Here is a 24,005-nt window from a genome sequence, read left to right as displayed (position 1 = left end):
TCAAGTCGATTTCCGGGGTCGTTGGGAATAGTATTTCATTTCGTTCGGTAGTGCGCATCGGTGAATCGAATGTCGCGTGCCCGTGGATCACAAGATTATTGGAAGTCATGGAATTGAATCGCAACGGAGCGGCGGTCGTAGGCGTCGATGACCATTTTCAGCGGAGTCTCGAAGCCGGAAAGTTCGTGATTCCGCGCTGCGAGGACTGCGGCCGGCCCCATTTCTACCCGCGCGTCCTCTGCCCGCACTGCGGCTCGGCGAACCTGCGGTGGGTCGAGCCGTCGGGCCGCGGCACGGTGCACTCCACCACCGTGGTGCATCGCCGGAACGACGAGACCTACAACGTCGCGCTGGTGGACCTCGACGAAGGCCCGCGCCTGATGACCAACGTGACGGGCATCGAGCCGGCCGCCGTCCGGATCGGGATGCCGGTCGTCGCAGTGGTCGGCAAGGCGGCTGGAGCCGGCCCGCTGCTGACCTTCGAACCGGGGGAGGAGCAGTGCTGACCAACTCCTCGATCGCCGTGCTCGGCACGGGAATGGCCGGTCTCGGGCACGCGGGCACCCGCAGCGAGCAGGACATCATCGCGCAGGCCGCGTCGACGGCGGTGGCGGCCAGCGGGCTGCGGATGGAGCAGATCGACGGCATCATCACCGCCAGCCTGACCTCTCCGTGGTGGGTCATGCGGATGGCGGAGTACCTCGGCATCCGGCCGCGCTTCTCCGACAGCACCATGTTCGGCGGCTCGTCGTTCATCGCCGCGCTGAAGATCGCCCAGCTGGCCATCGCCGCGGGCGAATGCGACAACCTGCTGATCTGCTACGGCGCCACTCCGCGCAGCGCGCCGAGCAGCACCGCTGTCAACCAGATGCGCGCCGCGCTGGACCCGCAGCCGTACGAGCACCCGTACCAGCCGTTCAACCCGCCGACCAGCTACGCCCTCGCCGCCGCACGGCACATGCATGAATACGGCACGACGCGCGAACAGCTCGCGAAGGTCGCCGTAGCGGCGCGCAAGTGGGCGCAGCTGAACCCCGCCGCGTTCAAACGTGATCCGCTCACCGTGGACGACGTGGTGAACGCCAAGATGGTCTCGGAGCCGCTGACCGTCCGGGACTGCTGCCTGGTCACCGACGGCGCGGGCGCGTTCGTGGTGACCCGCGCCGACCGCGCCCGCGACCTGCACCCGGCCCCGGTGCACGTGCTCGGCACCGGACATGCTCACTGGCACCGGCAGATCTCCAGCATGCCGGAGCTCACCGTGACCCCGGCGGTCGATTCCGGCCGCGCCGCCTTCGCCCAGGCGGGCCTGACCCCGGCGGAAATCGACGTCGTCGAGCTCTACGACGCGTTCACCATCACGCCCATCCTGTTCCTGGAAGACCTGGGCTTCTGCGCGAAGGGGGAGGGCGGCGCGTTCGTCTCGGACGGCCGCATCGAGCCCGGCGGCAGCCTGCCGATGAACACCAACGGCGGCGGCCTGTCCTTCGCACACCCGGGGATGTACAGCATTTTCCTGGTCATCGAGGCGGTCGAGCAGCTGCGCGGCGCGGCGGGGGCGCGGCAAGTGCCGGAAGCGCGGACCGCTCTGGTGCACGGCAACGGCGGGGTCTTCTCCAGCGAGGCGACCGCGATCCTGTCCACGGCGTCCCCGGCGGAGGTGCGGTCGTGATCAACAAGTTCGTCGAGTCCATCGAGCAGGCGGTGGCCGGCATCGCCGACGGATCCACCGTCCTGGTCAGCGGTTTCGGTGTGGCCGGTCAGCCGGTCGAACTGCTGGAGGCGCTGGCCGAGCAGGGCGCCGCCGAGCTCACCGTGGTGTGCAACAACAGCGGCACCGGGGAGGACGGGCTGGCCCGGCTGATCAAGCTCGGCCGGGTTCGCAAGCTGATCGCGTCCTACCCCAGCGGCACCGGATCCCACGTCTTCGCGGAAGCGTTCGCAGCGGGCCGCATCGAGTACGAATGCGTGCCGCAGGGCACGCTGGCGGAGAGACTGCGCGCCGCCGGCGCGGGCCTGGGCGGTTTCTTCACGCCGACCGGCTACGGGACCGCGTTGGCCGACGGCAAGGAAACGCGGGTCATCGATGGCCGGGGCCACGTCTTCGAAGCGCCGCTGCACGGCGATGTCGCGCTGGTGAAGGCCGAACACGCCGACCGGTGGGGAAACCTCACCTACCGCAAGACGGGCCGGAACTTCGGGCCGTTGATGTGCATGGCCGCCGCCACGGCGATCGTGCAGGCCGACCGGTCCTGCGAACTCGGTGCGATGGACCCGGAATCGGTGGTCACGCCGGGCATCTTCGTGCAGCGGGTGGTCGCCGCGGAGGGGAGGACCGCATGATCGGGAAGCGGAGTCGATCGGAGATGGCGCGGGCGGTCGCGCGGGACATCCCCTCCGGTTCGTACGTGAACCTCGGGATCGGGCTGCCGGTCCTCGCCCTGGAGCACTGGACGCCCGCCGACGAGGTCGTCGTGCACAGCGAGAACGGCATCCTCGGCATGCGCGCCCTGGCGCCCGGCGAGGAGCCCGATCCGGACCTCACCAACGCCGCGAAGGCACCGGTGGGCATGCTGCCGGGCGGTTCGTTCTTCCACCACGCCGACTCGTTCGCCATGATGCGCGGCGGACATCTCGACTACTGCGTCCTCGGGGCCTACCAGGTCTCCGCTTCCGGTGACCTGGCCAACTGGTCGCTGGGAGACACCGGCCGGGCCGATGCCGTCGGCGGTGCGATGGATCTCGCGGTCGGCGCCAAGCGGGTGCACGTCGTGATGGAACACCTCACCAAGGACGAACGGCCACGCCTGGTGGCGCAGTGCTCGCTGCCGCTGACCGGCGCGGGAGTGGTCGACCGGATCTACACCGATCTGGCCACGGTGGACGTGACGAGGAACGGCTTCGTGGTGCGCGAAATGGTTCCCGGGCTCACCCGCGCGCAACTGCAGGACCGCACCGGTGCCCCGCTGTGCTTCGAGCTGGAGGAGAAGCATGTCTGACAACACGAAACCGGCGGCCTTTCGGGCCGAGGTGCGGGACTTCATAGCCGCCGAGCTGCCTGCGGACCTGCGCCGCAAAGTCATCGAGCACCGGCGCCTGGAGAAGCAGGACTTCCTGCGCTGGCAAGGAATCCTGCAAGCGCGCGGTTGGGCCGCGCCGAACTGGCCGGTGTCCCAAGGCGGGGCCGGATGGTCGCCGGCTCAGCGGCAGATCTTCGACGAGGAAGCCGCCATCGCCGGGGCGCCCGAGACGCCGCCGTTCGGCCTGCGCATGGTCGGCCCGGTGCTGCTCGAGTACGGCACGCCGGAGCAGCGAGAACGCTACCTGCCCAGGATCCTGACCGGCGAGGACTGGTGGTGCCAGGGCTACTCGGAACCAGGTTCGGGCTCCGACCTGGCCTCGCTGACGCTGCGCGCAGACCGGGACGGCGACCACTTCGTCCTCAACGGACAGAAGACCTGGACCACCTACGCGCAGTACGCGGACATGATGTTCTGCCTGGCCCGCACCGACAGCGGCGGCAAACCGCAGGAGGGCATCTCGTTCCTGCTCGTCGACATGCGTTCGCCGGGCGTCACGGTGCGGCCGATCCGCACCATCGACGGTGACACCGAGATCAACGACGTGTTCTTCGACGACGTCCGGGTGCCGGTGGACAACCTCGTCGGCGAGCTCGGCGGCGGCTGGACCTGCGCGAAGTTCCTGCTGGCGCAGGAGCGCTTCGGCGCCGCACGGGTGGGCCGGGCCAAGCGTGAACTCGCGTTCCTCCAGCGGATCGCCGCTCAGCGGGACATCGACGGGGCACCGCTGAGCGCGGACCCGGTGTTCGCCTCGAAACTGGCGCGGCTGGAGATCGACGCGCTCGCCTTGCAGGAGACCAACCTGCGGCTGACCGAACGGGTGCTGGCCGACGGTGGGCTGGGCACCGAGGCGTCGGTGCTGCGGCTTCTCGGCGCGGACCTGGCGCAGCGGATCACCGAGCAGCAGGTCGAGGTGGCCGGGGTGCACGGCATCCGGTTCCCGGACGGCGCTTTCTCGCTGGACGGCGCCGGAGTCGGCCCGGACTGGGCGGAGCCGCTCGCCGGCTTCTACCTGAACCTGCGCAAGATCTCGATCTACGGCGGAACCAACGAGATCCAGCGCAACATCATCGCCAAGACCCTGCTGGACCAGCGCGAAGGCCGCTGGCAGCACGTGGACCTGCAAGACGAGCAGCGGGCGATCGCCGAGGCCGTCGGCAGCTACCTGGACCGCGAATACCCGCCGCCGCCGCGAACCACGCTCGAATCCGCGCACTGGAAGTCCTTCGCCGAAATGGGCTTGCTGGGCTTGACCGCCGAGGATTCCGGCGCGGATGCGAGCACGACGGGTGTAGTCCTGGCGGAGTTCGGCAGCCGGCTGGTCGACGAACCGTACGTGAGCACGGCGGTGCTGGGCGCACGGTTGCTCGCCGGCGGCCTTCCCGGGCAGCGCGCCTGCGACGAAATCCTGCCCGGGGTGGTTGCGGGCGAGCGCATCGTCGCTCTCGCCCACGGCGAGGCGCAGACGGATCACAACCCGCACAGCGTCGAGACCCGAGCGGTGCGCACCGGCGACGGTTGGTCGCTGACCGGGCAGAAGATCGTCGTGATCGACGGCGGCCGAGCCGACCACTTCATCGTCTCGGCCCGCACCTCGGGCGAGGCGGCGGCCGAGGCCGGCATCTCGCTGTTCCTCGTCGACCGCGACCAGGCCGGGCTGGACCTCCGCGACTACCCGACCATCGACGGCCGCCGCGGGACCGACCTGCGGTTCACCGACATCCACCTGCCGGAAACGGCCCTGATCGGAGCTCCCGATCAGGCCTTCCCGGTGCTGGACAAGGCGCTCGACGCCGCGACCGCCGCGCTGTGCGCGGAAGCGGTCGGGGTCATGAGCACCGTCCTGGACCTCACCACCCAGTACATCCGGGACCGCCGCCAGTTCGGCTCCAGGCTCGCGGACTTCCAGGTCGTCCGGCACCGGTGGGTGGACATGCTGCTGGCGCTGGAACAGGCCCGATCGCTGGCCTGGCTGGCGGCCCGCCACGTCGACGATGCCGACCAGGCGGTGCGTGCCCGGATGGTCTCCGCGGCCAAGGTCGGCTGCGTCGAAGCCGGACGCCTCCTGCGGCAGCAGGGCATCCAGCTGCACGGGGCCATCGGCATGACCGACGAGCTCGCGCTCGGCCACTACGTCAAGCGCCTGTTCGCCATCGAGCACACCTTCGGCGGCGTTCGCCACCACCTGACCAGATTCGCGGAGCGCTCATGACCACCGCCACGTACCAGCGGCGCAGCGACGTCGCTGTCCTCCTCCTCGACAACCCGCCGGTCAACGGCCTCGGCGACACCGTCCGAAAAGGACTGTTCGAAGGAATCGCCCGGGCGGTCGCCGACCCGGCGGTGCGGGCCGTGGTGCTCGCCGGGCACGGCCGCGGCTTCTCCGGCGGCGCCGACGTCCGCCAGTTCAACACCCCCGCGGCGAATGCCGAACCGATGCTGCGCCAGGTCATCGCCGCGATCGAAGAGTCCGCCAAACCGGTTATCGCGGCGATCCACGGCGTGGCGCTGGGCGGCGGGCTGGAGCTCGCACTGGGCTGCCACTACCGCGTGGTGACCGCGGACGCGACCCTCGGGCTGCCCGAGGTCAACCTCGGCCTGGTGCCCGGTGGCGGTGGCACCCAGCGGTTGCCCCGGCTCATCGGGGTCGCCGCCGCGCTGGACATGATCCAGCACGCCCGCTCGGTGAACGGGGCCGAGGCGGTGGCACTCGGCCTGGCCGATGCGGCCTTCGACGGCGACCCGGTGGATGGCGGCGTCGAATTCGCCCGCACGGTGCTCGACGCGCCGAGCCACCCGGTGATCGGCCGACGCGCTCCAGCAGCCGCCGAAGTCGACTTCGCCGCAGCCCGCGCAGCGGTCTCCCCACGAGCCCGCAACGCCGACGCGCAGCGCGGCGCCATCGACTGCGTCGAACACGCCACCGAACTGTCCCTGGCCGACGGCCTGGACCGGGAGCGAGCGGTCTTCGACCGGCTGGTCGGCGAGCCGACGTCGAAAGCCCTGCGGCACCTGTTCTTCGCCGAACGCAAGGCGGCCAAGGCACCCGGGCCGGGCAACCGCCCGATCGAGTCGGTGGCCGTGATCGGTGCGGGGACCATGGGCGGCGGAATCGCGATGGCGTTCGCCAACGCCGGATACCCGGTCACCGTCTTCGAACGCGAGCAGGCGCCGCTGGATCGTGGGCTGGCGCTGATCCGCCGCAACTACGAGATCACCGCGAACAAGGGCAAACTCGGCCAGGACGAGATCACCCGACGGCTGGCGCGCATCAAGCCCACGCTGGACATGCCCGACGTCGCCGACGCCGACCTCGTGATCGAGGCGGTGTTCGAAGAAATGCCCGTCAAGAAGGCGGTTTTCCAGCAACTCGACGCGGTGTGCAAGCCGGGGGCGATCCTGGCGACGAACACCTCCCGGCTGGACATCGACGAGATCGCCGCCGCGACCAGCAGGCCGCAGGACGTGATCGGGCTGCACTTCTTCAGCCCGGCCAACGTGATGCGGCTGCTCGAGGTGGTCCGCGGCGCCCGGACGGCCGGCGAGGTGATCGACACCAGCATGCGGATCGCCGCCGGCATCGGGAAGATCCCGGTGCTGGTCAAGGTGTGCGAGGGTTTCGTCGGCAACCGGATGCTCACCGGCTACTGGCGCGAAGCCTGGTTCCTGCTCGAAGAAGGTGCCTCGCCGCAGCAGATCGACCAGGCCATGAAGGACTTCGGCATGGCCATGGGGCCGCTGACGATGTCCGACCTCGTGGGACTGGACATCAACTGGGCCGCCCGCAAGCGCCTCGCCCCGACTCGCCCCGAGCACCTGCGCTACTCGGCGGTGCCCGACCGCATCTGTGAGCAGGGCAGGTTCGGGCAGAAGACCAACGCCGGCTTCTACCGCTACGAACCGGGCGACCGCACACCGATCCCGGACCCAGCGGTCGAGGAGATCATCGAGCAGTGCGCACGGGAAGCCGGCATTGAGCGCCGCGAGATTCCCACCGAGGAGATCGTGGACCGCTGCGTGCTCGCGCTGATCAACGAGGGCGCACGGATCGTCGAAGAGGGAATCGTGCAGCGCGCTTCGGACGTCGATGTCGTGTACGTCCAGGGCTACGGATTCCCGGCCTGGCGCGGCGGCCCGATGCACCACGCCCGAACCACCGGCTTGGACATCACCCTGGCCAAGATCAAGGCGCTGCACGCCGCACATGGCGAGCTCTGGACACCCGCTCCGCTGCTGGAACGAGCCGTGGCCGAAGGCCGAACCAGCCTCTGACCCCGGTCTCATTGAGGTTCTTCCAGCCTCGTTTTGCGTGGCGGCGGGTGGCGGAACCTCAGAGGCTCCCTGGTCTGTGGGTGCCCTGACTTATGTATGTCCGATACACGGCGTCAGGGCCGTCCTCGCCAGGAAGCCTCTGAGAACCCGCGGCGGTGCCGGTTGCGGGGGTGGGCTATGCGCCTGCGGCGCATACGACACCCGATCGACGTGCGGCTTTGCGACCCGCTGCTGCCGGCCGACCAGGATGAAACACGCTCATTGCTGGACGAAGGAGTCCGCATGTCCACACGTTCGCTCGATACCGGGAAGCCGGAAGACGCCTCCGGCGTCGCGGCTCCGATCGACTCCGCCGCGCGATCCAGGATGGCGCGCCGGGCCGGAATCGCGGCCTTCGTCGGAACCACCATCGAAATCTTCGACTTCTACATCTACAGCACCGCATCGGCGCTCGTGCTGGGCGCGCTGTTCTTCCCGACGGTCTCGCCGGCCATCGGCACGCTGGTCGCCTTCGCCACCATCTGGGTCGGATTCATCGCCCGTCCCCTGGGCGGCGTCATCTTCGGTCACTTCGGCGACCGGCTCGGCCGCAAGAAGATGCTGATGATCACCCTGACCATGATGGGGATCGCCACCACCATGGTCGGCCTGCTGCCGACCTACGGCCAGATCGGCATCGCCGCACCGCTGCTGCTGGTCACCGTGCGGATGCTGCAGGGCATCGCGATCGGCGGCGAATGGGGCGGCGCGGTGCTGATCGCCACCGAACACGCGCCCAAGAAGAAGAGCATCCTCTTCGGCGCGTTCGCCCAACAGGGATCGCCGGTCGGAAACCTGCTGGGCACGCTGGCGTTCATCGCCATCACCCAGCTTCCCGAGGAGCAGTTCACCTCGTGGGGCTGGCGGATCCCGTTCCTGTTCTCCGCGGTGCTGGTCATCGTCGGCATCGTGATCCGCACCCGGCTGGAGGAGTCGCCGGAGATGGAGAGCCTCCGCCGGTCCAGCACGGTCGTGCGGCTGCCGCTGGCGGAAGTGCTCCGGTCCACGCCGAAGGTCGTCGTGCTCGGCATCCTGGCCGGCGCGATCGGCATGGCTTCCTCGTACGTCAAGACGACCTTCGCGCTGTCCTGGGCCACCGAGGACATCGGCTTCTCCCGGTCCACCTTCCTGATGGTCATCATGATCGCACTGATCGCGCAGGTGCTGGCCCAGCCCTTCGGTGCGGTGCTGGCCACCAGGTTCGACACGCGGAAGGCGATCGTCTGGATCCTGGTGCCGGAGATCTTCCTGATGCCGCTGATGTTCTACCTGATCGGCACGGGGTCTACCGCGCTGGCCATCGTGGGCATGGTGCTGGCGACCTTCCCGCACTCGATGTTCTACGCGACCCTGGCCGGCATCCTCTCCAACGCCTTTCCCGCCCGGACCCGCTACACCGGCATCTCGGTCTGCTACCAGATGTCCACCACGGTCTTCGCGGGCACCGCACCGTTCCTGTGCCAGTACCTGCTCACCACGACGGGCTCGATCACTTCGGTGGTGGCGCTGACGATCGGCTACGTCGTGCTGTCGCTGGTCTGCTCCCTGGCCCTCCTGAACCGGACTCCCGCACCGCAGGATTGATCCGGTGAGGTTTTCCAACCTCGTTCTGCGTGGCGGTGCGGGTGGCGGAACCTCAGAGAGCCCGGAAGGCGAACGCACGACGATCTTCCGCTCCCTCCTCGGTTACGGCGGGGCGATGGCCGTGTTCGGCCCCCTGCTCATCTGGGCCGTCACGGTCCTCCCCAGTTGATCCCCGCCGCAGAAATGAAAGGAGACGTCCATGGGAATCCTCGACGTCCAGCAGCGTGACAAGGTCCTGCATGTCGTCTTCGACCGCCCGGAGAAGCTCAACGCGATGCGCCGGGAGGACATCGACGCCCTATCCGTGCTGATCGCCGGAGCCTCGGACATCCGCGCGATCGTGTTCCGGGGAGCCGGGGAACGGGCGTTCAGCGCCGGCGTGGACGTCAGGGAGTTCCTGTCCCTCACGACTCCCGACAGCGCGCGGGACTTCATCTCCGCGCTGCGCGACATGCTGGCGAGCGTCCGCCGGGCACCCGTAACGACCATCTGCGCCATTGACGGCTACTGCATCGGCGGTGCCCTGGAGCTGGCTGTCGCCTGCGACGTGCGTCTGGTGACGACGCGGTCCAGCTTCGGCCTGCCGGAGATCAAGCTGGGCATCCCGTCGGTCATCGACGCCGGTCTCCTGCAGCAGTACGTGGGTCTCGGCCACGCGAAGGAGATGATCCTGACCGGCGATCTTTACCCGGCCACCGCACCGCAGCTCGCCGGCCTCTGCAATCGGCTGGTCGAGCCAAATGAGTTGGCGGAGGTGCTTGACACCTTCCTGGCGAAGGTCACGTGCCACACCACAACGGTGCTGGCGTCGCAGAAGCGACTCTTCGAGACGTGGCAGAACACGACCACGGACGTGGGCATCGATGTCAGCGTCGGTGAGTTCGCCGGTACCTTCGCCGCCGCCGACACGATGGAAGCGCTGACTCGGTACGGAGCCGAGCTGGGAATCGAGCGCGAGCCGGCCGGCCGGTGATGGCCCGCGACGCAGACCTGATCCCCAGCAGCGCGAGAACAGGAGAGGACACCGCCGGATGACCAAGCCTCTGGAAGGGATGCTCGTCGTCAGCCTGGAGCAGGCCGTCGCCGCGCCGTTGGCGACGTGCCGGCTTGCCGACGCGGGTGCTCGCGTGATCAAGATCGAGCGCACAACGGGAGATTTCGCCCGCGGATACGACCGTGCGGTCCAGGGCGAGAGCGCCTACTTCGTCTGGCTCAACCGCGGCAAGGAGTCGATCTGCCTGGACTTCACCCGGGAAGAGGACGATGCCCTGTTGCGAACCATGATCAGCCGCGCCGATGTTTTCGTGCAGAACCTCGGCCCCGGTGCGGCGGCCCGCGCCGGCCTCGAAGCGGAATCACTGGTCGAGGCGAATCCCCGGCTCGTCGCGTGCACCATCTCCGGCTACGGCCGGACCGGGCCCTACGCGCAGATGAAGGCCTACGACCTGCTGATCCAGGCGGAGTCCGGGCTGGCATCGGTCACGGGAACGCCCGAAGCGCCAGGCCGGGTCGGGGTGTCCGCATGTGACATCGCCGCGGGACTCTCCGCCCACGCCGGGATCGTGGAGGCGCTGCTGAGGCGCGCGAGTACGGGCTCAGGGGGCGTTGTGGACGTCTCGATGTTCGCGGCGATGGCGGAGTGGATGGCCGTCCCACTGCTGCATTGGGAACACCAGGACACGATCTGGCCGCGGGTGGGCCTCAACCACCCGATCATCGCGCCGTACGGGGCATATCCCACCGCTGGCGAGGGGATGGTGCTGGTGGGCATCCAGAACGACGTCCAGTGGCGGAGGTTCGCGGAGCGGCTGCTCGACCGGCCAGAGCTCGCCGGCGACGAGCGGTACGCCACGAACGTCGAGCGGGTCGCCCACCGGGCCGAGATCGACGGTCTTGTCGAAGGTTTTCTCGCGCCGCTCACCGCCGACGAGGCCGTCGCCCGGCTCGTGCAGGTCGACATCCCGTGCGCCCGGATCAACGGGGTTCCGGAGCTCGCTGTCCACCCCCAGCTGAGCCGGCTCGGGGTGGGCACGCCTGCCGGCACCGTTTCTGTGACGGCACCGCCGACGCGGCACTCGACCTGGTCGCTCGAGTCCGCATCCGTACCCGCGCTCGACCAGCACGGTGCGGCGCTCCGCGAGGAGTTCGCGGCGACCACGGCGCCATAGCGCCGACCGCGTCGATCGCCCCGGCACGTGACCGCGTAGCGGCCGTCCGAACAGCACTCGGCTGAAGGCTTTCAGTGGTGAACCCCCGCTCCGACCGGATCGCAACAGCGGCCGAAGCCTGCGCACGCTCACCGCGTCGCAGGCATGGCGTTTCGGCCGGCCCCGCCGCGCCAGACCCGAGAAGGCCCGCTGACCAATGCTTTCGCGCTGATCAGCGGGCCTGTCCCGTACCCCGGAACCGGTTACGCCCGGCGCATTCCGCTCTCGATGGCGTCGATGATCCGCGGCCGCAGTTCGTCGGCGCGAACGATCGCGTCGACCGAGCCGACTTCGACGGCCCGCTGGATGCTGTGCACCCGGTCGAACTCCGCCGCCACCTCGCTGAGCTTCTCCGCGCGCACCGCCGCCCGGACATCGGCCAGCTTCAGGTTCAGCGTCGCCCGCTCGGTGCCGTCGGCCTCGGCGGCGAGCTCTTCGAGCTCGCGCACCGCGGGGTCGTTCGCCGTCCGCGTGTTGACCTCGCCCGCGAAGACCACCGCGGCCGCCGGCGCGCCGCCGATCACCGAGGCGAACGAGCCCTCCACGGCGAGCACCGTCATGTTCGGGTTCAGGGCCTTGGAGAACACCACGAAGGCGCCGCCGTGGTACCGGGAGATCACGCAGAACACGATCGGGCCGCGGAAGTTCACGATGGCCCGGCCGATTTCGGCGCCGTACTCCAGCTGCAGCTTCCGCATCGACTCCGGCGAGCCGTCGAACCCGGACAGGTTCGCCAGCACCACGAGCGGCCGGTTCCCGCTCGCCGCGTTGATCGCCCGCGCCGCCTTCTTCGACGAGCGCGGGAACAACGTCCCGGCGGTGTAGGAGTCCGGCCCGTCGGTGGGCGGGAAACCGCGGCGCGCCACCGGCTGCGATTCGATCCCGAGCAGGCACACCGGCCAGCCGCCGAGGTGCGCGTCCTGCACGACCGCGGTGTCCGCGTCGGCCATCCCCGCCCAGCGCTCCAGAACGGGGTGGTCCTGGTCGGCGACAGCCCGCAGCACCGTGCGGATGTCGAAGGACTTCTTGCGGTCCGGGTTGCTCGCGGCGGAGAAGATCTCGCCCACCGTGGTGAAGTCGCTGCCGGCCAACGCGTGCGGGAAACCGGAGATGTCCCGGTCGCGCGGGTCGGCCGTCCCGGCCCGCCGCGGCGCGGCCTCGCCGGGGACGACGTAGGTGTGGTCGTAGTGCGCCATCAGCACATCGCGCGCGGCACCCAGGTTCGGAGCCCAGTACTGGGCCTGGCCGTTCGGCCCCATCACGCGGTCGTAGCCGCCGATGCCGAAGTTGTCCTCGGCCGACACGCCACCGGAGAAGTCCAGCGACTGCTTGCCGGTCAGCACCATCGCCGAATCCGGCGTCATCACCAGGATTCCCTTGGTGTGCATGAGCATCGTGGCCTCGGCGTTCCAGTACGGCTGGGCGCCGACGTTGATCCCCGCCACCACGATGTTGATCTCGCCGCCGTCCTGGGTGAACTGGACGATCCGCTTGAGCGCGGCGGCCACCCAGTCCATGTTCTCCGTGCCGGAGTCCATCGAGATCCGGGCACCCGCCGACAGCGCGAACCACTCCAGCGGCACCTGCAGCCGTTCGGCCAGGTCCAGGGCGGCGATCACCCGCGAGCACTCCGGTTCCGACAGCGCGCCGAGCGCCTTGGTCGGATCGCCCAGCAGCATCACCCGGGTCACGCCCTCGGGATGGCGCTCGGTCGGTGTGCTGATGACGCCGGCGACGATGGCCGCCGAGTTCTGGCCCTTCGGGCGGTCCACCGGCACCAGCGCGCCGGTCTCGTCGAGGTCGTGCTCGACGAACGTGCCGTCGGGCCCGGCGAGCATGCCGGTCAGCTCGTACGGGTAGGCGGTACCGCGCTTGGCGGCGCGCAGCACCTTCTGGCGGTAGCTGTCCAGCGGCTCGATCGGTTCGGTCGGCGGTTCGATGACGGACAGCTGAATCCCGGTACCGGCGTCGTAGCCGATCCGCACGGCGAATTCGCTCAGCTCACCGGTCTCCCGGTCGCGCCGGCGCCCGAGGAACAGCACTTCCTCCAGCCCGGCACCCGCGGTCGTGGGCAGTACCCGCTGCGCGACGGTGTTCAGCTCGTCCGTGGACAGCTCGTTCGGCGGCCACACGTAGATGGTGATCCGGTTGGTGCCGGACCGGTTGTTCCCGTTGTTCGCGCCGGGCTTCGCCTGCGCCTTGCGGACCGCGTCGAGGCATGCGGTGAGCACGCCTTCCGCGGCCGGCAGCGCGACGAGCCTGCCGTCGTCGTCCCGGAGCGGCGTCAGGTCCCGCACCTGGGCCAGTGCCACGAACCGCTCGTCGGACGGGTTGTCCGGCGCCACGCAGCGGAAGAGGTACACCTCCTCGTCGGCCGACGGCAGGCGGGTGAGGTCGAATTCGCTCAGCCGCTCCAACTGCATCCGCTCGGCGATGAGCGGATGCAGCCCGCGGATCAGGCGTTCCTCGGCGAAGCCGGCCGGCGACGGCCGGAACGTGAAGTGGTGGTGCATCACCGCGCCGCTGCGGCCCGCCACGGTGGTGGTGATCCGGCCGACCTGGCTCGGCAGCGGTCGGGCCGCGAGCACCTCGGCCAGCTCCGCCGCCATCGCGTCGGTGTCTTCGGGCTGATCGGCCCAGACGAGGTAGATGTCGGCGACCAGATCGCCGTCCGGCGCCAGTTCGCCCAACGCCCGCACGGCGTCGGGCAGGGCCGCGAAGTCCACCGCGGTGGCCACCACGCGCGTGCGCGCGCTCCGGTGCTCGGCGCTGACGAACGTGCAGCCCGCGGCCCGGGTCGTGCGGACGTCTTCGAGCTCCCGGTTGCCGTAGTAGCGGCGGGTGAGCACCTCCAGCAACGGCGCCGGATCGGTGCCCTCGCGGCCGATGCGCTGCCCGACCAGCCGGACCAGCGGTTCGGCGCTGGTGACCATGGCGGAGATCCGCTCCGCCCGGTCCGGTGCGTCCGGGTGCTCGTCGAGGTGGCGCAGGTGCTCGCGCACGCCCGCGTAGACCTCCGCGCGGTGGCGCCGCAGCATGGGTTGGGCGAACCAGCGGAAGACCACGGTGCGCGCCAGGTCGGAGACGGCGGGGAACCGGAGCTGGGTGGCCGCGATCAGGTGTTCCAGCGCCAGGCCCGCGGCCTGGCGGGCCGCGCTGGACGGAGGTGCCTCGGCGAGCCACTTCCGCAGCAGGTCGGTCACCACCGCCGCGCCCGTCGTGGCGCGCTGCTGGGCGAGGAAGATCCGGAAGACGGCCTCTTCCAGCTCGGACGCCCGGTCCAGCTCGTGGACCCCGTAGTGACCGAGCACCCGGACGAGGCGCTGCTGGAACGTCTCGGACAGCCCGGCCCGCTCGGCGTCCAGGCTCTGCAGGTAGGTGTGGAAGTACTCGCGGGGGCTGTGCACCCGCGAGTCCGCCTTCGTCTCTTCCCCGACCGGCCGGTTGCGGCTCAGCTCGGAGAGGTCGGCGAACACCGCGAGCAGTTCGATCACCTCGGTGAGCGGGCGCTGCCCGGCCTCGGCGAGCTCCGCCCGGGCGGTCAGGTAGTCCGCCAGCACCCGGCGCTCGTCGTGCGGGTCCACGTCGAACCCGAGCAGCAGACTGCGCAGATCCTGCTGACCGCGGGTCGCCCGCTGCCGCGCGCTGAGACCGTCCGGCCGCTGGGGCAGGGCGAGGTCGGCGGCTTCTTCGGAGGGCTGCTCGGGGCCGGCCTCGTCCTGGTCGCCGAGCGGTTCCAGCCGCAGCAGCGGCGCGCCCATCTCGACCTGGCTGCCCGCCCGCACCCTGCATTCCCGCAGCTTCGCGCGGAACGGCGCGCGCACCACGGTCTCCATCTTCATGCTCTCCAGCACGAGCACCGGAGCACCCGCTTCGACCTCGGCGCCGACCTCCAGCGGGGTCGCGACCACCAGGGCAGGTGCCGGTGCGCGCAGCACACCGCCCTCGTCCCGGCTGACCCGGTGGGCGACGCCGTCGACCTCGACGAAGTGCACGGGACCATGGGTGTCGGTGACCAGCCGGTAACGCTGCCCGTTGACCGAGATCTGCCCGGCGTGCGAGTCGAACCGCTCGACCTCGACGTCCGCGGGGTGGACGTCGCCGCCTGCGGTGCCGATGCCGACCCGGAACCGCTGTTGCCCCACGCGCGCCACCTGCACCCGGTAGCCGACGCCCCGCAGCTTGAGGTCCAGCGGTCGGCCGCTCTCGTGGCGCGCCTGGGGGCGGCCGCCGTGCGCGGCGGCCAGGAACCGCTGTCGTTCGGCGAGCTCGGCGTCCTCGTAGTCCTTGATGGCGGCCGCGGCCAGCGCGATCGCGGAGTGCCGGTGCGCCTGGAGCTCGCCCTGCGCGCGCACCCGGTCGATCCACCCGGTGTCGGCGGTGGCCTCGATCACCTCGGGCCGGTCGAGCAGGTCGAGCACGAAGCTCTTGTTCGTCGCGCCCCCGGCGACGATGACCGTGGTCTGCGCCATCGCCCGGCGCAGCCGGCCCAGCGCCTCGTCGCGGTCCCGGCCGAACGCGATGATCTTGGCGATCATCGAGTCGAAGTCGGCGGGAATGGTGTCGCCCTCGCCGACCCCGGTGTCCACGCGGATGCCGGGACCGGCCGGGAAGTCCAGGCGGACGATCTTGCCGGGGGAGGGGGCGAAGTCGCGGTCCGGGTCTTCGGCGTTCAGCCGGGCCTCGACCGCGTGCCCGCGCTCGGCGGGCGGCTCACCCGCCAGCTTGCCGCCGGACGCCACGTGCAGCTGGGCCTTGACCAGGTCGACGCCGGTGGTGGCCTCGGTGATCGGGTGCTCCACCTGGAGGCGGGTGTTGACCTCCAGGAAGGCGAACAGCCGGTCGCCGGGGTGGTAGAGGAACTCCACGGTCCCCGCGCCCCGGTAGTCGACGGCGAGGGCGAGCCGCTCGGCGGCGGCCTTGAGCTCCCCGCTCTGCTCTGCGTTGAGCACCGGGGAGGCCGATTCCTCGATGACCTTCTGGTTGCGCCGCTGGATCGAGCAGTCCCGCACCCCGAGCGCCCACGCCGTGCCCTGCCCGTCGGCGATCACCTGGACCTCGACGTGCCGGGCGCCGGTGACCAGCCTCTCGAGGAAGACCGCGCCGCTGCCGAAGGCGCGCTCGGCCTCCATCCGGGTGCGCTCGTAGGCGTCGACCAGCTCCTGCTCGTCGTTGATCACCCGGATGCCGCGGCCGCCACCACCGGCGGTCGCCTTCAGCATCAGCGGGTAGCCGATCTCGTTCGCGCTGCGGATCGCCGCGTCCAGGTCGGCGACCTCGCCGCGGCTCCACGGTGCCACCGGGACGCCGACCTCTTCGGCGATCAGCTTCGCGCCGATCTTGTCGCCGAGCCGGCGCATCGCCTCGGGGCTCGGCCCGATGAAGGTCACACCCAGCTTCTCGCAGAGCTCGGCGAACGCCGGGTCCTCGGCGACGAAGCCCCAACCGACCCACGCCGCGTCGGCCCCGGTCTCGGTCAGCGCCCGCTCCAGGGCGCCGAGATCGAGGTAGGGGCGCGCCTGCGCCGGGCCGAGGTCGTAGCTCAGATCGGCCTCGCGCACGAAGGCGGCCGTGCGGTCGGCGTCGGTGTAGAGGGCCACGGTCTCGATCCGGGACCCGGTTTCCGCCGCGACCTCCCGCACGGCATGGATCAGCCGCATCGCAGCTTCCCCACGATTGACGATCGCAACACGACTGAACACCGAGCAGACCTCCTGCAGCTATCTCTCCTGGGGGCGGTAACACCCCGCTAAGCACACCATCCTGGCTACCGACGGGTATGGATATGTCGAAACCATGGCGTGGTGCGCCCCGAAAATCGTTTGGCATCGCCAAATCGACCCGGCAGGCGCCCCATCCGGTGGTCTCGACGCAGCAACTTCAGTGATCCACATCTCATCGGGCGGACGCGAGCGTGGCAGGAACGATATAGGACGGTCCACGGTCGGCCGATCACCGACTCCGGCACTCGGCGGCAGTGCGCATGTCAGCCGTGGCGTCTGCGGCTGATCGTCAGGTCATCCGGCGAGCAGCGCGCCGATCGGCCGGAACATCAGCCTATGTGCCGTCCGCGTTGATGTCGGATGTCGACTGCTCCTTTCTGCGTGCGGCAGGCCAGAACGCCATGCGGTCGAGCAGTCCGTCGCGCAGGACGAGGCTGTGGAACAGCACCGCCGACATGTGCGCCAAGAAGGTGACGAAGAGCAAGTAGGCCAGGACCGTGTGTGTTTGGTGGAGCACGGCGTACAGGGTGGGGTCGGCCGGTAGGATGCGCGGGAGGTGCAGGCTTCCGAACAGCACGACAGGGATCCCGGCTGCCGACGTCATTCCCCAGCCGACGAGTGGTTGTGCGAGCAGCAGGCCATAAAGAAGCAGCTCCGACCCGATTGCCACAACGCGCTCAGGCCGCGACATCGTCGGTGGATGTGGTGGAGGCCGGTGCAGGAGCCGGTTGACAACGCGGACCACGGCAAGAACGAGGACGGCGACCCCCAGCGGACGGTGCACGGACCGCAGCGTGTCGTAGGCGGTGGGGGAGACCACCATGGCGACTCCGATGAACAGCATCGTGATCACCATGACGGCCATCGTCCAGTGCAGCAGGCGGGAGAGAACGGTGAAACGCTGGTTCTGGAGATTCCTGCTCACCGGGGCCCCTTCGTCACGTCGATCGCACCGGGGTGCTTGGGTTCGCCGGCTCGCCGCGTGAACGACTGGGCGTAAACGGCCGAGCGGGCGCTGAGCAATGGATCATCGGAGGCCGCCAGCCCGGCGGGCAGCACGAGGGGGTCGAAGTTGGTATCCCGGGCATTGCCGCTCGCCTCGGTCTGCACGGAGTCGATCGTGAGCATGCCCGCGTCGATCTTCTGGCGGTCGCCTGCCCACGGGATGGTCGGATCGTCCGTGGGATCGTGCGGTTGGCCGACGGTCAGGATCAAACGCCACTGCAACGGGTTCTCCGCCACCTTTTCGACCAGTTCGTCGAACAGGTAGTCCCTCCCCGCGGGAGTAGCCGCATGCGCCGGCGCTGCGGAGCGGGCAGGCACCAGCGACCAGCGAATCGCCGTCGTCACGTCCGCCGCGTTGGTCGCCAGGAACGTGTTCAGGCTGTTGAAGGTGCTGTTGTCGAAGCCGGACGTCGGCGGGTTCGCCTTGATGATCTCCATCGCCTTGGCGGTTTCGGGGTGCTGGGCGAGGAAGCCGGACATCTTCTGCGGGTCCGGTTTGCCCGTACCGGGAAGTGGCTTGGACGCGAGGAGTCGTTCGTAGAATCCTTGCACGGATCTATCCGGAAAGACCGGGATGTTGATCAGGGCGGTGCGCCATTGCTCGCCGTTCGGCACGTGGAAGAGCAGTCCGAGTCCGCGAATCGTGCTGTGGGCATCGGTGGCGTAGGGCATCCCTCCGGACAGTGAGAAACGTCCTGTCACCGGGATGCGGTCACCTTGGAACACCGCCGCTTTCGAGACCGCGGCTCCCGAACCGTTGCTGTCGAAGAATCCGGAGACGCTCACGCCCTTTGCGTGGTTGCGCCTGAACCCGTCGTGCTTGCCGTTCACCTGCTCGAACCGGTCCGCGATTCGCTTCGGTGTCAACTCGTCGGTGCTCAACCACCCGCCGGAGTAGAGAAATGCGCCGGCGCTCGTCGCGCTCGCAGCGGCCACCCCGGTCAGTCCCAGGAGTGCGGATCGACGGTTGACCACCGAGCGACGAGGCAGGCGGGAGCCCTCCACGTCATCGTTCATGTCTCCTCCTTGAACCCGGAAAACTCCGGGAGGAATACGTGGATCGAAGCCGCATCGTTCAACCGATCGCAGTGGTGCCGATCACATCGGCGTGGCGCTCTGTGGGCATGCGTCCCTGTTCGTGGACGACCGACGAGCCGCTCACGTCCGTTGCTTCGACCGCGATGTTCTGCACTGATGCGAAGGAATGGGCCGTTCTCGGGCAGGGCCGGCTGCCCGAGAACGGCCCATCGCGGTTCAGCCGGTCGGCGCGGCGGTCTTGATCGCTTCGCCGTTGGGGCTGACGAGATACCAAGTGTGCATCTTGTCCTGCCCCTTGACGTCCCCGGCGGCCATGTCCTGTGCGAAGTAGTAGAGCGGCTTTCCGGCGAAGGTGATCTGCCGGCTGCCGTCGGGGCGGGTCACGGTTCCGAGCTTCGCCAGGTCCACTCCAGGGCCGGCCTGCGGAGTTCCGCTCAGCGGCGGCCAATTCGCTGCGCACTGGTCCACGCACCGAGAGGTGTTGGGTTCGTCCTTGGTGAAGAGGTAGAGCGTCCGGCCCGAGGCGTCGACCAGGTAGTCGCCGGTGGGTGCGGTGCGGGTGCCGACCACGGTGGCAGCGGGTGCAGGCGTGCCGGCCGGCTCCGGCTGTGAGCCGGGCTGCTCGCTCGTCCCGCACGCCGAGATGGTGATCATGCAGGCACTGGTGGCCAGGACCGCGATTCCGCGCATTGGCATGGTGTTCCCTTCCGTTCGGTTGCCTTGATTCCCCGTACGTCTGCGGTCGCGTGGCGGTTCAGCGCAAGACCGTGGCCGGGATCACTGAACCGGCCGGGTGCGCGCGACGTACACCCGGGCGCGGAGAATGCGGCTGACGCAGGACGGAGTGCGATGAGTGCGAACGAGCGACTGCTTCGTGCGATGTACGAGGAGTACGGGGGCATGCTGACCGCGTTCGTCCTGCGGTACACGGAAGACCGGCAGCGGGCCGAGGACGTCGTGCAGGAGACGCTGCTCCGCGCGTGGCGCAACCTCGATTCGATCGATCCCGCCCGCGGCGACCCCCGGTCGTACCTGTTCTCGATCGCGCGGAACATCCTGATCGACGACTGGCGCGCCGAGCAGCGCCGCCCGCGCCTCGTCCGCGACGATGGGGTCGTCGAATCGCTGCCGGTGGCCGACGACCTGGACCGGCTGCTGGACGGCTGGCTCGTCGGCGAAGCGCTCCAGCGGCTGTCGGCCCAGCACCGCGAAGTCGTGGTGGCGTTGTACTTCCAGGGGCGCAGCGTTGCCGAAGCGGCGGAACAACTGGGGATTCCGCAAGGCACCGTGAAGTCCCGCGCCTACTACGCGGTGCGATCGTTGCGAACGGCCTTGGAGGAGATGGGAGTGGTCCGGTGAACGAGGGGCACGCGGAAGTTCGCAAGCTGCTGGGGGCTTACGTGCTCGGCGGTCTGGACCCAGAAGAGCGTCGGCGTTTCGAGGAACACCTCGGCCACTGCGCGGAATGCAGGGAAGAACTGTCCGGCTACGCGGGGCTTCCCGGGTTGTTGCACCGCGCCGGTCCGCCGCCGGAGCCGATCGAACCATCCGAGCCGGAGTGGGCGAAGCTGATCGAGAAAGCCCGCACCGAACGAGCGGCGCCACCGAGAAACCGGAGGTGGCCGCTGGCCGTCGCCGCAGTGGTGCTGCTCGGTGTGGGAACCCTCGGCGGCATGGCCGCGGTCTCGTGGGAACCGCAGGGATCCGAGCTGGTGGCAGCCGCGGGCGTGGCGTCGCACGGGCACGGCAAGCTGGAGAGCCGTCCATGGGGGACGGCGGTGTCGCTGCACGTGGAGAACCTGCCGCCGGACGAACGCTTCGTGGCCTGGGTGGTGGCCCGCGACGGCCGAGCGGAGCAGGCCGCCACGTGGTCGCGGACTCCGACCAGTGAAGCCCGGCTGTCGGGCGCGTCCGCGATTCCCCGGGACCAGGTGTCGCTCCTGCTCGTCACCACGGGAACCGGCCGCCCCTTGCTGGAGATGCGCGTATGAACCAGGTACTCGCCCTTCCCGGGGCGCACACTCCGCAATGTCGATCGGACCGCTTCAACGTCCATCGTCCACATCGGAGCCTCGAGCAACACCCGCCGGCGCACGATCCGACGACGATCCCATCCGGCGCCGCGAAGTCTTCAACGGACTGATCGAGGAGCGGGCCGGGCTTCGGGCTGGTCAGGGAGCGGCGCATCCCCCTGACCAGCCGGTGTTCTCAGCCCGGCACCTCGCGCAGTGCCTTGCGGCGCCCGTGCCGCCCGACCGACTTGTCCTTCAGGTCGATGCCCTTCGTCTCCGGCAGCGTCAGCACGACGAGGCCACTGATCAGGCCGAGCGCAATGCTGTACCAGGTGAACGCGCCGGCCATGCCTTGGCTGGCGAAGAACGTCTGCAGGTAGGGGGCGGTGCCGCCGAACAGCGCCACGGCGATCGAGTAGGGCACGGCCAGCCCGATCGCCCGGATCCGGGTCGGGAAGATCTCCGCGTAAACGGCGGGCCCGATGGACGTCGACATGGCCAGGAAGATCAGCGCGATCGACATCGCGAAGAACAACGACCACGCCGACTCGTTGAGCATCGCGTTCAGCGGGAAGCTCAGGATCGAGAGACCGACGACCGCGGTCAGCAGGATCGGCTTGCGGCCGATCCGGTCCGAGAGCGCGCCGAACAGGGGGACGGCGATCAGGAAGACGATCTGCGCTCCGACGCCGGCCCACAACGCCTGAGCCGGCGGCACCTTGATCACGCTGATGGCGTACGCGGGGGCCGAGATCGCCCACACGTAGTAGAGGACGGTCGCACCCACGGTCATGCCGATGACCTGGAAGAGCAGCTTGGGATGTGCCTTGACGGTCTGCCAGATGGCGCCCTTCTCGGTGCGGAGGTGATCCTCGTCCTCGTTGCCGGTGGGGTCGTCGTGGATGGCTTCCTCGACGAAGGCCTCGGTCTCGTGCATGCGCAAGCGCATGAACAGCGCGTAGAACCCGAACACACCACCGATGATGAACGGAAGCCTCCAGCCGTAGGCGTTCATCGACTCGGTGGTCAGCATCGTGGAGAGCACGGCGGCGAGCAGGGTGCCGGTGAGCTGCCCGATGGTGCCGGAGAAGTAGATGAGGCTGGACCACAGTCCGCGCTTCTCCTTGGGAGCGGTCTCGGCGATGTACGTCTGCGCAGAGGGCAGTTCGCCGCCGTGCGCGAGGCCTTGGGCGAGGCGGGCGAGGACCAGGATGAGGGAGGCGCCGATGCCGATGGTGGCGTAGTTCGGCGAGATGCCGATCAGCAGGCTGCCACCCGCGGCGAGCGCGACGCACAGCGACATGGAGAGCTTGCGGCCCATCTTGTCGGCGATCCAGCCGAACAATGCGCCGCCGAACGGGCGGGCGATGAACCCGACCGCGAACACGATGAGTGTCTTCAGCACGTCGGAGACGGGGTCGTCGCTGTGGAAGAACTGCGAGGCGAAGAACGGGGTGAAGGTGGTGTAGACGCCCCAGTCGAACCACTCCATCGCATTGCCGGAGCCGATGCCGAAGAGCGTGCGGGCCTTGCTCTGGTCAGCGGAAGTCTGGATGTGGCCGCTGGACTGAGGTGTGTCGCTCACGATGTCGCCTCCTCGGCGAACACGTCCAGCCTGCGGGCGGCGAGGCCGGCGTAGATGGCGGCCGCGTCGGAGAGCACGGCCGGATCGAAGTCCGCGCGTGGCGAGTGGTTCATCGGGGCGGCGTCCGGGTCGAGCCCCGGCGGGGTAGCACCGATACCGAGGAACGCCCCGGGGACGGCGGCTATGACCCGGGAGAAGTCCTCCGACCCGGACACCGGGTGGGGCATCTCCTGGTAGCGCTCCTCGCCGAGGACGTTGCGGACCACGTCGGCGCCGAAGTCGACCTCGGCAGCCGTGTTGACGGTCTTCGGATATTCGCTCGCGAACCGGTACTCGACGTCGACGCCGTGCGATGCCGCGACGCCCTCCAGCGTGCGCTGGATCGAGGAGGCGAGCAGGTCCCCGTTCGCCTCGCTGTAGCAGCGAACGGTCGCTTCGAATGTCGCGGTGTCCGGGATGACGTTGCTCTTCGTGCCACCGGTGAATCGCCCGACGGTGATCACGACGGGGTCGAAGATGTCGAAGGTGCGGGTCACCATCGTCTGCAGTGCGGTGACCATCGCCGCTGCCGCGACGATCGGGTCCTTCGCCCGGTGCGGAGCCGACCCGTGGCCACCGGCTCCGCGGACGGTGACGGAGAGACCGTGCGACGCGGACATGACCGTCCCGGCCTTGCTGGTGAACAGCCCTGACGGCAGCTGACTGGAGAACACGTGCATGCCGAACGCGGCGTCGACGCGCTTGCCGGCAGCGTCGAGGACGCCTTCCTCGATCATGACATCTGCGCCGTCGAAGCCCTCCTCGCCGGGCTGGAACATCATCACCACGTCGCCCTTGAGCGTGTCGCGGTGCTGGCACAGCAGCTTCGCGGCGCCGACGAGCGAGGTGGTGTGCAGGTCGTGCCCGCAGGCGTGCATCGCGCCGTTGGTCGCGGCGAAGTCCAGCCCGGTCTCCTCATCGACCGGCAACGCGTCCATGTCGCCGCGGATCAGCACGGTCTTCGGGTCCGCTGCCGCCCGTTGCCCGCCACGGAGCACCGCGGTGACCGACGTCGTCCTCGTGCCCGTCGTGATCTCCAAGGGGAGTCCCCCAGCGCGGAGAGCACCGCCTCCTGAGTGCGTGGCAGTTCGAGCCCGGTCTCCGGATGGCTGTGCAGCCGCTTGCGCAGTTCGATCAGGTCACCCTGCATCGCCGTGGCATCTTCGAGGAAGGTCATGTCCTGCTCCTTGCCTACTCGCGAATGTCGGCACATCGAATTTGTCCGGATTCGGCGGATTCTGGGCCTGCGTGAGCCGTCCCGATCCGCCGGAGCCGGACCCTGCTGGGGGTGGGCCGCAGCTGTCCGACCGGACGGTATGGGATGCGACGACCAGTGTCCAGAGTGAAGTGCTGTCGTGGCTGCGCTGGCCTTCGCCCTGGTTCTGCCGCTGATCCTGCTGGGCGTAGTCGCGTTGCTGTGG

Annotated in this window: 16 protein-coding genes and 1 pseudogene; 11 read left to right on the top strand and 6 right to left on the bottom strand. The window is 69.3% G+C overall.

The genetic code is table 11. The annotated features are described in order from the left end of the window. Positions 1 to 50: 50 nt before the first annotated feature. From AC07EQ_RS06975 to AC07EQ_RS06935, 9 genes are all read left to right on the top strand, one after another. Positions 51 to 506, top strand: coding sequence for a Zn-ribbon domain-containing OB-fold protein (locus AC07EQ_RS06975; protein ID WP_478386999.1), 456 nt, complete (start codon positions 51 to 53; stop codon positions 504 to 506). After that, on the top strand, positions 500 to 1,672 hold the full coding sequence (locus AC07EQ_RS06970) for a thiolase (RefSeq protein ID WP_478386998.1): 1,173 nt from the start codon (positions 500 to 502) through the stop codon (positions 1,670 to 1,672). Before AC07EQ_RS06975 ends, AC07EQ_RS06970 begins: the two co-directional genes overlap by 7 nt. Then, on the top strand, positions 1,669 to 2,343 hold the full coding sequence (locus AC07EQ_RS06965) for a 3-oxoacid CoA-transferase subunit A (protein ID WP_478386997.1): 675 nt from the start codon (positions 1,669 to 1,671) through the stop codon (positions 2,341 to 2,343). Before AC07EQ_RS06970 ends, AC07EQ_RS06965 begins: the two co-directional genes overlap by 4 nt. Beyond that, the gene (locus AC07EQ_RS06960; protein WP_478386996.1) at positions 2,340 to 2,999 is read left to right on the top strand and encodes a 3-oxoacid CoA-transferase subunit B; all 660 of its coding nucleotides are present in this window, start codon (positions 2,340 to 2,342) and stop codon (positions 2,997 to 2,999) included. Before AC07EQ_RS06965 ends, AC07EQ_RS06960 begins: the two co-directional genes overlap by 4 nt. After that, the gene (locus AC07EQ_RS06955; RefSeq protein WP_478386994.1) at positions 2,992 to 5,292 is read left to right on the top strand and encodes an acyl-CoA dehydrogenase family protein; all 2,301 of its coding nucleotides are present in this window, start codon (positions 2,992 to 2,994) and stop codon (positions 5,290 to 5,292) included. The genes AC07EQ_RS06960 and AC07EQ_RS06955 overlap by 8 nt, the downstream gene beginning before the upstream one ends. Continuing rightward, entirely contained in the window at positions 5,289 to 7,352 is a 2,064-nt protein-coding gene (locus tag AC07EQ_RS06950; protein WP_478386992.1) for a 3-hydroxyacyl-CoA dehydrogenase NAD-binding domain-containing protein, read from the top strand. The genes AC07EQ_RS06955 and AC07EQ_RS06950 overlap by 4 nt, the downstream gene beginning before the upstream one ends. A gap of 282 nt (positions 7,353 to 7,634) precedes the next feature. Further along, a complete protein-coding gene (locus AC07EQ_RS06945; RefSeq protein WP_478386991.1) occupies positions 7,635 to 8,975 on the top strand; it encodes an MFS transporter in 1,341 nt (446 codons plus the stop codon). Between the two features lie 199 nt (positions 8,976 to 9,174). Continuing rightward, positions 9,175 to 9,948, top strand: a complete 774-nt coding sequence (locus AC07EQ_RS06940; protein ID WP_478386989.1) for an enoyl-CoA hydratase/isomerase family protein — start codon at positions 9,175 to 9,177, stop codon at positions 9,946 to 9,948. Positions 9,949 to 10,006: 58 nt separating this feature from the next. Then, the gene (locus tag AC07EQ_RS06935) at positions 10,007 to 11,143 is read left to right on the top strand and encodes a CaiB/BaiF CoA transferase family protein (protein ID WP_478386988.1); all 1,137 of its coding nucleotides are present in this window, start codon (positions 10,007 to 10,009) and stop codon (positions 11,141 to 11,143) included. 242 nt (positions 11,144 to 11,385) lie between these two features. On the opposite strand, the gene AC07EQ_RS06930 is transcribed toward AC07EQ_RS06935, so the two are convergent. From AC07EQ_RS06930 to AC07EQ_RS06915, 4 genes are all read right to left on the bottom strand, one after another. After that, positions 11,386 to 16,884, bottom strand: a complete 5,499-nt coding sequence (locus AC07EQ_RS06930; protein ID WP_478386987.1) for an ATP-binding protein — start codon at positions 16,882 to 16,884, stop codon at positions 11,386 to 11,388. Positions 16,885 to 17,239: 355 nt separating this feature from the next. Beyond that, positions 17,240 to 17,830, bottom strand: a complete 591-nt coding sequence (locus AC07EQ_RS06925; protein ID WP_478386985.1) for a cytochrome b — start codon at positions 17,828 to 17,830, stop codon at positions 17,240 to 17,242. Then, complete coding sequence (locus AC07EQ_RS06920; protein ID WP_478386984.1) at positions 17,827 to 18,846, bottom strand: catalase family peroxidase; 1,020 nt, start codon at positions 18,844 to 18,846, stop codon at positions 17,827 to 17,829. Before AC07EQ_RS06920 ends, AC07EQ_RS06925 begins: the two co-directional genes overlap by 4 nt. A 318-nt stretch (positions 18,847 to 19,164) precedes the next feature. Next, positions 19,165 to 19,644, bottom strand: coding sequence for a COG4315 family predicted lipoprotein (locus AC07EQ_RS06915; protein WP_478386983.1), 480 nt, complete (start codon positions 19,642 to 19,644; stop codon positions 19,165 to 19,167). Between the two features lie 153 nt (positions 19,645 to 19,797). Here AC07EQ_RS06915 and AC07EQ_RS06910 point away from each other — a divergent pair, with 153 nt between their 5' ends. Together AC07EQ_RS06910 and AC07EQ_RS06905 are read left to right on the top strand one after the other, a co-directional pair. Then, entirely contained in the window at positions 19,798 to 20,307 is a 510-nt protein-coding gene (locus tag AC07EQ_RS06910; protein WP_358573665.1) for a sigma-70 family RNA polymerase sigma factor, read from the top strand. Next, positions 20,304 to 20,939, top strand: a complete 636-nt coding sequence (locus tag AC07EQ_RS06905; protein ID WP_478386982.1) for a zf-HC2 domain-containing protein — start codon at positions 20,304 to 20,306, stop codon at positions 20,937 to 20,939. The genes AC07EQ_RS06910 and AC07EQ_RS06905 overlap by 4 nt, the downstream gene beginning before the upstream one ends. Before the next feature lie 217 nt (positions 20,940 to 21,156). Here the strand turns inward: AC07EQ_RS06905 and AC07EQ_RS06900 are convergent, their stop codons facing one another. Then, a complete protein-coding gene (locus AC07EQ_RS06900) occupies positions 21,157 to 22,545 on the bottom strand; it encodes an MFS transporter (RefSeq protein WP_478386981.1) in 1,389 nt (462 codons plus the stop codon). Further along, positions 22,542 to 23,761: pseudogene (locus tag AC07EQ_RS06895) on the bottom strand (M20 metallopeptidase family protein). The gene AC07EQ_RS06900 and the pseudogene AC07EQ_RS06895 overlap by 4 nt, the downstream one beginning before the upstream one ends. Between the last annotated feature and the right edge of the window lie 244 nt (positions 23,762 to 24,005).

Source organism: Saccharopolyspora sp. NPDC045839, assembly GCF_056431645.1.
Note: the sequence above shows the minus strand (reverse complement) of the source record. Positions and strands in the feature narration are given on the sequence as shown.

Bases quoted from the DNA above. Each gene is read 5' to 3' on its own strand.
- AC07EQ_RS06960 (WP_478386996.1), top strand. From the start codon at position 2,340: ATGATCGGGAAGCGGAGTCGATCGGAGATGGCGCGGGCGGTCGCGCGG.
- AC07EQ_RS06955 (WP_478386994.1), top strand. From the start codon at position 2,992: ATGTCTGACAACACGAAACCGGCGGCCTTTCGGGCCGAGGTGCGGGAC.
- AC07EQ_RS06950 (WP_478386992.1), top strand. From the start codon at position 5,289: ATGACCACCGCCACGTACCAGCGGCGCAGCGACGTCGCTGTCCTCCTC.
- AC07EQ_RS06945 (WP_478386991.1), top strand. From the start codon at position 7,635: ATGTCCACACGTTCGCTCGATACCGGGAAGCCGGAAGACGCCTCCGGC.
- AC07EQ_RS06940 (WP_478386989.1), top strand. From the start codon at position 9,175: ATGGGAATCCTCGACGTCCAGCAGCGTGACAAGGTCCTGCATGTCGTC.
- AC07EQ_RS06935 (WP_478386988.1), top strand. From the start codon at position 10,007: ATGACCAAGCCTCTGGAAGGGATGCTCGTCGTCAGCCTGGAGCAGGCC.
- AC07EQ_RS06915 (WP_478386983.1), bottom strand. From the start codon at position 19,644: ATGCCAATGCGCGGAATCGCGGTCCTGGCCACCAGTGCCTGCATGATC.
- AC07EQ_RS06910 (WP_358573665.1), top strand. From the start codon at position 19,798: ATGAGTGCGAACGAGCGACTGCTTCGTGCGATGTACGAGGAGTACGGG.